Source organism: Photobacterium aquae (assembly GCF_001029445.1).
Taxonomy (GTDB): Bacteria; Pseudomonadota; Gammaproteobacteria; order Enterobacterales; family Vibrionaceae; genus Photobacterium; species Photobacterium aquae.
This window is the reverse complement of record NZ_LDOT01000049.1, coordinates 1-13,384: the sequence shown is the minus strand read 5'-3', so window position 1 is coordinate 13,384 and position 13,384 is coordinate 1. Positions and strand designations below refer to the sequence as shown.

General features: G+C 46.5%; 9 protein-coding genes. 5 read left to right on the top strand and 4 right to left on the bottom strand.

Features of this window, described 5'->3' with window-relative positions; all coding sequences use genetic code 11:
• Positions 1 to 34: 34 nt before the first annotated feature.
• Complete coding sequence (locus ABT56_RS21525) at positions 35 to 1,723, bottom strand: NAD-dependent malic enzyme (RefSeq protein WP_047880981.1); 1,689 nt, start codon at positions 1,721 to 1,723, stop codon at positions 35 to 37.
• Positions 1,724 to 2,180: 457 nt separating this feature from the next.
• On the bottom strand, positions 2,181 to 3,077 hold the full coding sequence (locus ABT56_RS21520; protein WP_047880980.1) for a 1,4-dihydroxy-2-naphthoyl-CoA synthase: 897 nt from the start codon (positions 3,075 to 3,077) through the stop codon (positions 2,181 to 2,183).
• A 661-nt stretch (positions 3,078 to 3,738) separates the two neighbouring features.
• Between ABT56_RS21520 and rnk the strand changes: the two genes are divergently transcribed.
• Complete coding sequence (rnk, locus tag ABT56_RS21515) at positions 3,739 to 4,146, top strand: nucleoside diphosphate kinase regulator (RefSeq protein ID WP_047880979.1); 408 nt, start codon at positions 3,739 to 3,741, stop codon at positions 4,144 to 4,146.
• A 73-nt stretch (positions 4,147 to 4,219) separates the two neighbouring features.
• The gene (locus tag ABT56_RS21510) at positions 4,220 to 6,613 is read left to right on the top strand and encodes a helicase-related protein (protein ID WP_047880978.1); all 2,394 of its coding nucleotides are present in this window, start codon (positions 4,220 to 4,222) and stop codon (positions 6,611 to 6,613) included.
• Positions 6,614 to 6,649: 36 nt separating this feature from the next.
• Here the strand turns inward: ABT56_RS21510 and ABT56_RS21505 are convergent, their stop codons facing one another.
• Together ABT56_RS21505 and ABT56_RS21500 are read right to left on the bottom strand one after the other, a co-directional pair.
• Entirely contained in the window at positions 6,650 to 7,120 is a 471-nt protein-coding gene (locus ABT56_RS21505; protein WP_047880977.1) for a tellurite resistance TerB family protein, read from the bottom strand.
• Between the two features lie 243 nt (positions 7,121 to 7,363).
• A complete protein-coding gene (locus ABT56_RS21500) occupies positions 7,364 to 7,897 on the bottom strand; it encodes a hypothetical protein (RefSeq protein ID WP_047880976.1) in 534 nt (177 codons plus the stop codon).
• Between the two features lie 261 nt (positions 7,898 to 8,158).
• Between ABT56_RS21500 and hrpA the strand changes: the two genes are divergently transcribed.
• The 3 genes from hrpA (at position 8,159) to ABT56_RS21485 (ending at position 13,243) form a co-directional block, all read left to right on the top strand.
• Positions 8,159 to 12,043 (top strand): ATP-dependent RNA helicase HrpA, encoded by a 3,885-nt coding sequence (gene hrpA / locus ABT56_RS21495; RefSeq protein WP_276203193.1) that lies wholly within the window; start codon positions 8,159 to 8,161, stop codon positions 12,041 to 12,043.
• A gap of 222 nt (positions 12,044 to 12,265) precedes the next feature.
• Positions 12,266 to 12,883 carry a DUF805 domain-containing protein gene (locus ABT56_RS21490; protein WP_047880975.1) on the top strand — a complete coding sequence of 206 codons (618 nt, stop codon included), beginning with the start codon at positions 12,266 to 12,268 and terminating at the stop codon, positions 12,881 to 12,883.
• 18 nt (positions 12,884 to 12,901) lie between these two features.
• On the top strand, positions 12,902 to 13,243 hold the full coding sequence (locus ABT56_RS21485) for a hypothetical protein (protein ID WP_047880974.1): 342 nt from the start codon (positions 12,902 to 12,904) through the stop codon (positions 13,241 to 13,243).
• Positions 13,244 to 13,384: the final 141 nt, after the last annotated feature.

The following is a 13,384-nucleotide window of genomic DNA, read 5'->3' as shown; positions in this document are numbered from 1 at the left end:
ATGACTCCCATAATGGAGCCCTATTATGAGTGGATTAGAAAGAGGTACGCTTGTAGCGGCGGTATTCTGAACTCCAGAAGTTATCGTCGATTTTCTCTTTAATACGTTCGTCAGAGTTTTTCGGCGCTTTACGTTGCTCTACAGCTTTCTTTGCAACGGCAAAGGCGATATGACGAGAGACATTCTGAATTTCTTCTAGTGGCGGAAGAAGAGGGCCTTTGCCATCTTTTGCCATTGGCGAGCATTCAGCCAACGCACGGCTACTTTCCATTAGCATTTCATCTGTTACGCGGCGCGCACCAACCGCGAGTACGCCAAGACCAATACCTGGGAAGATATAGCTATTATTGCACTGGGCAATTTGGTACGTCTTACCGTTATGGATTACTGGCTCAAATGGTGAACCTGTAGCAACAAGGGCATGACCATCTGTCCAGCGGATCAAATCTGCAGGTGTCGCTTCAACACGGCTGGTAGGGTTAGATAGCGGGAAGATAATCGGACGTTCGCAGTGCTGGTGCATCTCACGGATAACTTCTTCGCTGAATAGGCCAGGAACACCAGATACACCGATCAAAATGGTTGGTTTGGCATTGCGCATCACATCAAGCAGGGAGATATTGTTGTCCTCTGTTTCCCACTCGTTGATTTTCTCGCGCGTCTGAACCAATGTCTTCTGGAAGTTGATCAGATTTGGCATATCGTCAACAAGCAGGCCCCAGCGGTCGACCATGTAGACTTGGCTGCGTGCCTGAGCATCTGAAATACCTTCAGAAACCATCTGCGCAATAATGGCTTCGGCGATACCACAGCCGGCAGAGCCCGCACCAAGGAAAGTCACGCGTTGTTCTGACAAACGGCTACCTGCAGCTTTACATGCAGCAAGTAGAGAACCAACGGTTACTGCAGCCGTGCCTTGAATATCATCGTTAAAGCAGCAAACTTTGTTTTTGTAACGCTCCAACAGCGGCATTGCGTTATTTTGAGCAAAGTCTTCAAATTGAATTAGTGCATCAGGCCAACGTTCTTTAACTGCCTGAATGAAGTCATCAACGAAGTTGTCGTATTCTTGCCCTGTAATACGAGGATGACGCCAGCCCATGTACATAGGATCAGAAAGGCGCTGTGGGTTGTTAGTGCCGACATCAAGAACAACGGGTAGGGTGTAAGCCGGGCTGATACCACCACAGGCGGTGTATAGTGACAGCTTACCAATAGGAATACCCATACCGCCGATGCCCTGATCGCCAAGACCCAGAATACGCTCGCCATCAGTTACAACGATAACTTTTACGTTGTGGCGAGAAGCATTGTTAAGCATATCTTCGATACGGTCGCGGTTCGGGTATGAGATAAACAGGCCGCGACCACGACGGTAAATATTAGAGAAGTTTTCGCAAGCAGCACCAACTGTCGGGGTGTAGATGATTGGCATCATTTCGGTGATATGGTTTTCGACCAATCGGTAAAAGAGGGTTTCGTTGGTATCTTGGATGTTGCGTAGGTAGATGTGCTTGTCCATGTCATTTTCGAATTTCATGTACTGCTGATAAGCACGTTCAGCCTGTTCTTCGATACTTTCGATGGCTTCTGGGAGCAGGCCTTCGAGGTTGAAGAACATACGTTCCTCGACAGAGAATGCACTTCCTTTATTTAGCAGGGGGGTCTCAAGTAACGCAGGGCCTGCGTAAGGGATATAAAGAGGGCGTTTATTGTTGTTCATGCAATAGGCTCTGTTTCGTTTTTTAGGGGACAAATGGAAGCATTCCATACAGGCGGTAATCGTAGATCTACCGTGCTGAATATTCAAAGGTAATCAGCAGAAATTTCGCGAATTGGATCATATTTTCATGTCAATTTTTACGGTCGTTAACATGGTAACTGTTGTTTTGTTTTGCATTTGTTGCTTTTGGTGGTTTTGCTTTGGTTTTTTGTATGGGTCTTGTTTGTGGTTGGTTTCTTTGGTTGGGGTGTTTATCGGCTGTCTGACTATTGTGATGATCGGTGGAGATTCGATGAATGCCAGTTGTTAGATTTGTTTTTAAATATGGGTTTTATGTAATTTAATTTGAGTGTATTTGTTTAATTATTGTCTTTCTTGGCGGCTGCTGATCTGTTATGCATAGATACAAAAACGCCCGCATAAGCGGGCGTTGAATAAACTGCAGTGTTGTCAGCAATCAGTAGTGCCAAGGGAACTTACTGAAATCTTGGTCACGTTTTTCCAAAAAGGCATCGCGGCCTTCTTGCGCTTCGTCAGTACCATATGCAAGACGAGTGGCTTCGCCTGCAAAAAGTTGCTGACCAACTAAGCCATCATCAGGCAGGTTAAAACCGTATTTAAGCATGCGCATGGCTGTTGGTGATTTGCTGTTGATTTCTTTCGCCCAGCGAAGAGCTTCTTCTTCTAGATCAAAATGATCGACGACCTTATTGACCATCCCCATTTCGTAGGCTTCCTGGGCGCTATAGTTGAAGCCACAGAAGAAGATTTCACGGGCGCGTTTCTGACCGATCATTTTAGCTAGGTATGCCGAGCCATAACCAGAGTCGAATGATGCAACGTCCGGATCTGTCTGCTTGAAGATGGCGTGCTCTTTTGACGCCAAGGTCAGATCACAAACAACGTGCAGGCTATGGCCGCCACCGACCGCCCAGCCTGGTACAACGGCAATGACAACTTTAGGCATAAAGCGGATAAGACGTTGTACTTCAAGGATATGTAGTCGACCCATACGAGCCACATCGGCAGTACCAGCTTCTTCACCTTCGTACTTGTAGCCGTCTTTACCACGAATACGTTGGTCGCCGCCGGATGAAAATGACCATTGGCCTTTTTCAGATGGGCCATTACCTGTAAGTAGGACACAACCTACGTCAGACCATTGGCGAGCGTGGTCAAGTGCCGTATACAGTTCATCTACTGTCTTAGGGCGGAAGGCGTTCAGACAGTCAGGACGGTTAATAGCGATACGCACGGTGCCGTGTGCTTTGGCCCGGTGGTAAGTGATATCTTCAAAGTCAAAACCAGGGACTTCATCCCACAATTCAGGATTGAAAATGTGTTTGTGGCTCATGATGACGATTGCCTCGATGGAATGATGGTGTAAGGCTAGGGAGTTGCCGGTAAATGTCAACGTTTTATGAAAGATTATGACAAAAAGGGTGGAGTTTTACTCGGTATGGTTCAATAATCCGTCATTTTATTGGGTAATTAATATCGGTATGTATCACGCCCAAAGGAGAGCTCTGCCATATTGGCCTGCGGTGTTGTTACTTTGGAGGCGCTTCTAAGGTTGGGTTGTTTCTGAGGGGGGGGGGAGAGTTCATTGATAGCGAGGGTCGTTATGGATTCGCTTTGAACGACTTGGTGGACTGCCCCACGGCTGTTATTGAGGCAACGGTTAAAACTATAGGAATAATGGAATTGTCATAATTTGAGCTTATTTTTGTATAATGCCAATAAAAATGTTACGTCATTCATTTTAGATATTTAAATTTTGTAATTATCTTGAATATAGGCTAATGTTATTCCCATCGTTAATTTCAGAAAAATAAATAAAAATTAATTCTGTGATGTTGTTGGCATATTATCAGCGAATATTCGATTACAGTGATATTCCAAGCTGCTTTTCGACAGTAATAAATAAGAGCTGCAACGGTTAGCTATTATTTTATCAGAATTTTATAAGGACCTGCCGCCTGCTTTCAGGCGGTTTTCTATTTTGGGGATAATTTATGTCTGACAATAGCTCTATTTTTGTTTCAACTATTGATTTAGAACGTATTTATGCGTTGCTAGAGAACATGAAGTCGCTTCCTGAAGCCCTTATCAGGCTAGAGGATGAACTTGACCGTGCAAATATTGTAGAACCAGAGTGTATTCCAGATAATGTTGTCACAATGAATTCGACAGTTATCTTTAAATTTATTGGTAATGAAAAACAGATACAGAAAAAATTGGTTTATCCTCATGAGGTAAAAACCAATGATGAGATTTCTATATTTGCCCCAATCGGTAGCGCTTTGCTTGGACTTTCTGTCGGGCAGCAATTGTCATGGCCAATGCCCGATGGAAATGAGCGCACCATTGAGATTCTAGATGTGGTATACCAGCCGGAACGTAGTGGTGAATACTGCGTGTAGCGATGATGTAATGGCGATTTGAGGCAATTCTTGTCACAATATCGCCATTATTATTGATAAAGCTCATTCATCTATGTCTTTGACCCTGCCTATTGATTCGTTAAGAACAGCATTTCTGACCCATTTATCACAACACCATCTTGTTGTTACCGCAGAGACCGGTTCGGGTAAGTCAACACGATTGCCTGTATGGGCTGCGGAACATGGCCGGGTGCTGGTGGTTGAACCCCGTCGAGTTGCCTGCCGTTCCTTGGCTGAGTTTGTGGCTGCAGAACGCCACGAGGCGGTCGGGGACAGTGTGGGCTATGCGATTCGTTTTGAGAATTACTTTAGTGAGCAAACCCAAGTGGTATTTGTTACCCCTGGCGTTGCTCTGCGCTGGATGACGGAAAACAGACTGGCGGATTTCAAAACGGTTATTGTCGATGAGTTCCATGAACGTCGTTGGGATACAGACCTGTTGCTGGCGATGCTCAAGACATTAGATAACCACCGGCTGGTGGTGACATCCGCAACGTTGGACAGCGAACGCCTGACTCGATACTTAGGAGGACGCTGTCTGAGTGCTGAGGGACGTCAGTTCCATGTTGATGTTCGCCATTTGGCATCGGATAGCCGCAATATGCCTGAGGCCCGACATATCGAGAGCCGTGTCAAAGAAGTACTGCTTGAACATTATCAGTCGCATCGGGATATCTTGGTGTTCTTGCCCGGTCGTAAGGAGATCAGTCAGTGTTCCGCCATGCTTGGGCAGGCACTTCGTGATCAAATTGAGATGGGCCTTGTGGATGTTATTGCGCTTCACTCTTCGGTATCGGATCAAGAAAGGCTACGTGCGCTGACTCCTAGCGATAAGCAGCGGATTATTTTGGCGACCAACGTTGCGGAAACCTCGCTGACGATTCCCGGTGTTACCTTGATTATTGATACTGGTCTTGAGCGGCGTACCCATCAACGAAATGGCCGTACCGTGTTAGGGGTGCATGCTATTTCGCGCGCCAGTGCAGAGCAGCGCAAGGGACGTGCAGGTCGTGTTGCTGATGGTTTGTGTTTGAGGCTCTATGGTAAGGCGGCACCGCTTGAACTGATCACCCCGCCTGAATTGCAGCGCGAGGAGCTGGTTGAACCCATGCTGGCGGCTGCCTGTAGCGGATACCGGTTGGATGCGTTGCCTTTTGTCGATTCCGTGCCCGATAAATCGCTGGCAGCAGCAAGCGAAAAGTTGCAGCAGATGATGGCCATTGATCCACAAGGCGAGGTGACAGAGCATGGTCGTATTCTCTATCCATTGCCGATTGATACCTTGTTTGCCCACTTGATTACAGCCATGCCGGACAAGGCCAGCCGAGAGGCGATGGTTGATTTGGCGGCATCGCTCAGTGTTTACCAAAAAATATGGACTCCGCCCGGCAATGAGGAAACTTGCGAGAAATTAGCGAAATGGGAACCGTGCCATTGTGATGCCATGGCTTTGATCAAAATGGTCAGAATAACGGATCATGATAGCCTTCCTGAATGGCTGGATGTCGACAAAGCCACCTTGGCCGAAGCGCAGATGCTATCGACACAAATGCGAGAAGCACTGCAATTGCCAGACTTGGATGTGGCCACGACAGTGCGGCGAGAACCTTGGCTAAAAGCGGTCATGCAAGCGGCTCCTGAATTAGTGTACGTCAGGCGGGAAAAGCGTCGCCAAGCATTGGGTAATGGCTATGCGGAAGTGAGTATTGGGCGAGATAGCCGCTTTGCCGATGACGCAGAGGCGGCCATTATTTTTGATCAGTTTGCTTTGGCCGGGAAAAAAGGGCTGAAACAAAATCTGGTCTTGGCTACATGTATGGCTCCTGTGCCGTTGGGCTATATTTGCGAACTTGATATGGCTCAAACTGTGCTTGGTGATTCCATCGCTACGGATGAGGGTATCAGGGTCGAGCATCGGCGGGTCTATGCCGGTCGGGTGATTTCTTCCTCTTGGCAGTCTCCGGAAGGGGAGAGCGCCGCTCGTGCATTGCTTGAAATGGTGTGGGATGGCTTGTTGCTGGAAGGGTTGGCTGAACGGGTAAGGGCTGATATTCACCAATGGAACCTCTATTTGGCTCTGGGGCGCTATCAACCGGAAGCTTGTACCCGTCCCGCGACGGTTGTTGACGCCAAGCAATGGCTTACTGAACAGATTGAGACGTTAGGTGTTGAGTCAGAGGACGATCTGGCTTTATTTAGTGCTGATGAATTTGTGTTTGAGGGGATCCCGCAATGGGAGCGGGAAGACTTTGACAGTGAGTTTCCGTATCAAGTAAAACTCAATGATCTGACGATGGCTGTCGAATACCATATTGGCCGTAAGCTGGTGGTTGCCGTGTATCAAAGTGGTGGGCGAAAGGCGGATCCCAAGCGTTGGGAATTACCGCGCTGGCAGGGATGGAAGGTTCAGTACCGCAAAGCAAGTCGTACGATTGATGTGCGTTAATATGGGAGTCGGGCAGCCAATTGGCTGCCCGACGAGTTATTCTTTAGGCAAAACGTTAGGGGCGGGTTGAGCCGCTAACTTAGCACGAATAAACTCGGCATGATCAACGTAGATCAACTCTGCAACCTGGCGGATCACGGCTTCTTCCATTGGATCTAGCACGCCATCGGCGTAGGCAATTTGCCACATGGCTTCAATCAGTGCGTAGCGCTGCTCGGGCAGGAGCGAGCGCAGCTTGGTGGTAAATTCATACAATGAGACGGATTGCTTGCTTTGGCGTTGAGCCATAGCGAGTAACTGGCTCGCCTGAGCATCGTCAACACCCAACAAATGGACTAACTGATGTTGTTTAGCCTTTGTTTCTCTTGGATCTTCATCATGGTCGGCATTGGCCACTTCACAAAGCAGGCAAGCCATTGCCAAATGAAGTGAAGGCGTATCGACAGCCCCGCCATCGCTTCCTTCGAGCATGACCTGACGGAATATTGAACGCAATTTATTGAACATGCTTTGCCTCGGTTTACTTAGTTATAAATTTCGACATTGTGTTGAAACAAGAGTTCCGAATACGGGACTAATGGCACGTATTTTATGTTGTATATGGTTAGTTGGGTATTACATCAATATACGGTGGTTTGTGCGAAGTGGAGCATAGCAATGGGTGTAAGTAAATAAAAGTACCGGACAGGGGGTCTGTCCGGTACTGGCTCCGTTTGAATTTAGGAAGCAGATAAAGGGGCGAATAGCTAATTAAAAGCGCGCATTGATGATAGGGAATACAGGGAGGTTTTTGCTGACAAATGTTCCCGATTTGTCGTAGTTGATCAGGCCTATTTGCACACCTTTATTGATATGGTCGGTTGCATTGATGAACCCGAACTGCACCCCATTGAGGCTGCCTGCATAGTTTACCGTACCAAATTGCAAGCCAGTGAATTGGTTGCCCGTATAGTTCAAGAAGCCAATATCAGCCCCTGTTGCTCGATTGTCGTTCCAGTTTGCAAGGCCGAATTTTGCACCAACAGAATCATTGGTCACGCGGTTGGCACCAAATAGAACCCCGACGCTAAGCCCTTTGAATTGGCTAGATTCAGCAAGGCCGAGAATTGGCAGCTGGAAACCGGTTACTGACGGTGTTTGACCGTAGAATAGCGAGGCGCGAAAACCGTGAACATCACCTGCCGGTAGGTTGTTGCCTGGCACAGAAAGCTGTACAGGTTGAGCGGCAAAGGCTGGGAAGGCGATGCTACTGGCGAGGATGGTGCCTAGTAGGGCTTTTTTCATTTATTATTCCCTCTGGGTTTATTTATACTCTAAGGGTACTGCTGCAATTGGGGATCGACAATGGAGAAAGGGTTATTGATTATGCAAACTGATTATTAAATTATGTAGGGGTAGGGGAATACCTCTAGTAGAAGAACCGATTTTTCACTGAGTTAGGACGCAAACTGCGTGAAGCCGGAAGAATGTGGTAGAATTTGCAAAGATTTTGATATTGAAACATCAGGAATAGCCTTGACTCAGTCAACCCCCTCTCAAAATGACGTGTTAAATAACGAAAAAACACTTTATGCCGCACTCGATGAGTGTATGCTGCGCGACCAGTTCCGTCTGCGTAAGCGTATTCAGGGTGCATCCCGAATCAAGAAAGAGCAGGCCAAACACGCAGTTTTTGACGAGATTGCGCTAGATATTGCCAAGTCGATCAGTACTGCAGAGATGCGTGCTCAACAGCGTCCGGCGATTAATTACCCCGAGCAGCTTCCTGTTAGCCAGAAAAAAGACGATATCGCCGAGGCCATTAAAAATAATCAGGTGGTGATTGTTGCTGGTGAAACGGGTTCGGGTAAAACCACCCAGTTGCCAAAAATCTGCCTTGAATTAGGCTTGGGTACCAAGGGCATGATTGGCCACACTCAGCCTCGTCGCCTTGCTGCCCGATCCGTGGCTACCCGAATTGCCGAAGAGCTTGAGTGCGAATTGGGCTCTTACGTCGGCTATAAAGTACGATTCAATGATCAGGTTTCTGATCGCAGCCAAGTTAAGTTGATGACTGACGGTATTTTGCTGGCTGAGATCCAAAATGACCGTTTTTTGAATCAGTACGATACCATCATTATCGATGAAGCCCACGAACGTAGTCTGAATATTGACTTCATTATGGGCTACCTACGGGAGTTATTGCCGAAGCGCCCGGATCTGAAAGTTATCATTACATCGGCGACAATCGATCCTGAACGCTTTTCTAAGCACTTTAACAACGCCCCGATTATTGAAGTTTCCGGCCGAACTTACCCGGTAGAGGTGCGCTATCGCCCGATAAACGAAGATAGCGATGACAGTGATCGCGATCAGCTTCAGGCCATTTTCGATGCGGTAGACGAGCTTTGCGAAGAGGGCTTGGGTGATATCCTGATTTTCATGAACGGTGAGCGTGAAATTCGAGATACTGCCGAAGCGTTGGAAAAGCGTAAGTTGCGTGATACCGAAATACTGCCGCTGTATGCTCGTTTGTCTGCCAGTGAGCAAAATCGGGTCTTCCAGACACATGCGGGTCGTCGCATTGTCTTGTCTACCAACGTTGCCGAAACATCATTGACCGTACCGGGTATCCGCTATGTGATCGACCCGGGTACCGCCCGGATCAGTCGTTACAGCTACCGAACCAAGGTACAGCGCCTGCCTATTGAACGTGTTTCTCAGGCGAGCGCCAATCAGCGTAAGGGCCGTTGTGGCCGTGTTGCCGAAGGTATCTGTATTCGTCTGTACTCGGAAGAGGATTTCTTGTCCCGTCCTGAGTTTACCGATCCTGAGATTCTACGTACCAACTTGGCATCGGTTATTCTTCAGATGACGGCAATTGGTCTGGGCGATATTCAGGCCTTCCCGTTTGTTGAAGCGCCGGATAACCGCAATATTCAAGATGGTGTTCGCCTCCTTGAAGAATTGGGGGCAATCAATGCCAAAGCTCAGGACCCACGTAAGCGACTAACGGCAATTGGCCGCCAGCTAGCTCGTCTGCCTATTGACCCGCGTTTGGCTCGCATGGTTCTTGAAGCACCTAAGCACGGCGCCTTGCGTGAAGTTATGATTATTGCTTCGGCGCTGTCTATTCAGGATCCGCGCGAGCGTCCGATGGACAAGCAGCAAGCATCAGATGAAAAACACCGCCGTTTTTACGACAAAGACTCAGACTTCGTGACGTTTGTGAATCTGTGGGATTATGTTCAGGAACAGCAAAAAGCGTTATCGGGTAATCAATTCCGTCGTCAGTGCAAGAAGGATTATCTGAACTACCTGCGTGTGCGTGAATGGCAGGATATCTATTTCCAAGTTAACCAAGTAGTCAAAGAGTTGGAACTGCGGGTGAACCAGCAGGAAGCAAGTTATGATGGTATTCATACCGCCTTGCTGGCTGGCATGTTGTCGCATATTGGTCTTAAGGATCAGGAGAAAAATGAATATCAGGGCGCACGCAATGCCCGTTTTAATATTTTTCCTGGTTCGGGGATTTTCAAGAAACAGCCGAAATGGGTGATGGTTGCCGAGTTGGTTGAAACGTCTCGTTTATGGGGGCGTATTGCCGCGAAGATTCAGCCGGAGTGGGTAGAGCCGCTGGCCGAGCACCTGCTAAAACGCAGTTATAGTGAACCGCACTGGGAAAAGAAACCGGCGTCAGTATCAGCTTTTGAAAAAGTGACCCTGTACGGGATCCCTGTTGTCGCCAAACGCAGGGTCAACTACGGCAAGATCGATCCTGTGCTGTCTCGAGAGCTATTTATTCGTTCGGCGCTGGTGGAAGGCGATTGGGAAACTAAGCATAAGTTCTTCCAACAAAACCGTAAGTTGCTAAAAGAAGTTGAAGAGCTAGAGCATAAATCTCGTCGTCGCGACATTCTGATTGACGATGATGCGCTGTTTGAGTTTTACGACCAACGTATCGACCTATCGGTGGTATCTGGACGTCATTTTGATACATGGTGGAAGAAAGCCAGCAAGACTGAGCCAGAGCTGCTCAACTTCGAACGCGATATGCTATTCAAAGGTGATGCCAGTCATGTGACAGACTTGGATTATCCGAACTTCTGGCATCAAGGTAGCCTGAAGCTCAAGCTGAGTTACCAATTTGAGCCAGGTGAGGATAGTGACGGTGTAACGGTGCATTTGCCATTGCCAATTCTTAACCAGGTTGATATCGATGGTTTCGACTGGCAGATCCCGGGATTGCGTCATGAGCTGGTGGTTGCGTTGATTAAATCGCTGCCTAAGCCCGTACGTCGTAATTTCGTTCCTGCACCAAACTATGCCGATGCTTTCTTGGCCCGTGCTGAATCAATGGCGATGCCGCTTTTGGATTCACTCGAGAAAGAGCTCAAGCGCATGACGGGTGTGACAGTTATGCGCGAGGACTGGAATCTGGAGCAGGTACCCGATCACCTCAAGATCACCTATCGCGTTGTTGACCATCGCAACCGAAAGATCCGCGAAAGCAAAGATATTTATAGTCTTAAAGACGGTTTGAAAGAGAAGGTTCAACAGACACTGTCTCAAGTTGCCGATGATGATATTGAGCAGGAAGGGTTGAAGACCTGGAGTTTCGGTGCATTGCCGGAACGTTATCAGCAAAAGCGAGGGGGCTTTGAAGTAAAAGCCTACCCGGCGATTGTCGATAATAAAGACTCAGTGGGAATCAAGTTGTTTGAAACCGAAGAGCAGCAGCGAACGGCAATGCAGCAAGGCCAACGTCGTTTGATTCTGTTGAATGTACCTTCTCCAATCAAATACCTGCATGCTAATTTGCCGAACAAATCGAAACTGGGCCTCTACTTTAACCCTTACGGTCGTGTTTTGGATTTGATTGATGACTGTATTGCCTGTGGTGTGGATAAACTAATAGAAGAAAAAGGCGGCTTGGTATGGGAGCCTGAGCATTTTGAAGGGCTTAAAGAGCATGTCCGTGCAGAGCTTGGTGATACGGTTGTTGATATAGCCAAGCAGGTCGAAGAGATCTTAACCACGGCGTTTAATATCAACAAACGTCTGAAGGGGCGTATTGATTTGAGCATGGCGTTCGCGCTTTCTGATATCAAGGCACAAATTGAAGGGTTGATCTTCAAAGGCTTTGCGACAGAGTGCGGTTGGCGTCGCCTGCCTGATATCTTGCGTTACATGCGAGCGATAGAGCGCCGCATGGAAAAGCTGCCGATTGATCCTAATAAAGATCGCATGCATATTCTGAAGATCGAGTCAGTCGTGTCAGACTATAAAGAGTTGCTGAATAAGATCCCTAAAGGCCAGCCAATTCCAAATAACGTCAAGGAAATTCGTTGGATGATCGAAGAACTTCGCGTTAGCTTCTTTGCCCAGCAATTGGGAACACCTTATCCTGTATCGGATAAGCGAGTTCGTAATGCGATTAATGAATGCTAACTTTTATTAGTGAGTGAATATGAAAAACCGGGTCGAATGGCTCGGTTTTTTTATGCGTGTTTTCATGCTTTCGCTAGCTTGGGCATATGTAATATGTGCAACAGGCGTAAATTATTTGGAAGCAGATGAGATTCCAAAGTATCGGCTATTGTGATCTATGTCATAATTATATAAATATTCTATATAAATGAATAATTATAGTTGTGTTGGGATATAGTAGTAATGGCTAGATTTAAAATTTTGTATAAGGATGATGTGGTACTGACAGTCAATATGGATGATGAGTTCTGTATTGAGGAGATAAAGAGTCTACAGGAACAAGGGTTTATTCCTATAGACAATGAAATTAATGCATCATCGAGTCAATCTGCTATTTCGGATTTTTATTCTTCATTTCCTAAAATGTACAGTGACAATCCACTTACGATAACGAATGTATTATTATTTAGAACAAATAAAATGCAGAGATTAGCCTATTTAGGCTATAGCATAATTGCTACTGTTTTCATGTTCATATTTTGTACGGTAGCAATTAAAAGAATTTATGATTATGCACAATATAGTCATTACGGTAGTGATGATATAGGGTTTGGTGCGATTCTTCTATTTTTATTATTATTTTTCATCAATTTCTGGGTGTTAATTGCTATTGCGATATCACGTTGGAAAAACTGTGGTAATAGTGGTTGGACTTACTTATTAGCATTGGTTGGTGTGTTCATTGCCGACTATTACCTGATGGGAAGTGCCATTACAATATTGAATATTTACCTACTGCTAGTTCCTCAGGATATAAAAGCTAGATTGCCAAGTCATGTAGAAAAGACGATTACCATTTAAAAACGGAGGTAAACAAGGATGTTAACCGCAAATGAGTTGGTCGGAAAAGTACTATTAGTTGGTATTACTGCTGTAAATAAAAATCAGCAAGTTATTGAGACGGGGCAAGTTGCTGGTACTGTGATGGCTATTGATAAAAATGTCATAGCTATATTAGGCGGAGCAAAAAATGATATATATACGATCCCTGCTGATTTGGCATCAGTCCACAAAGCCCAGTCGGGAGAATACTATCTTCACTCAACGGGAGAGGTGATTGTTGACCCCGATTATTTCACGATTTGGACTGTGACTATAGATGATAAAGAAAGAATGGCATTGTATGAAAAACAGGGAATAACATTGCCGACGTATCATTAGGGTGTGTCCCTTAATTATTTCCACCATCGTTATCGGGCCAAAATTCGTGGAAGCAATCAAAATGGCGATAAACATAGTGGTTCTATCTTCAAGCCTAGTTCTATGCTTATTGGCAGTGAATAAAAATGTATGGTCCGCCCC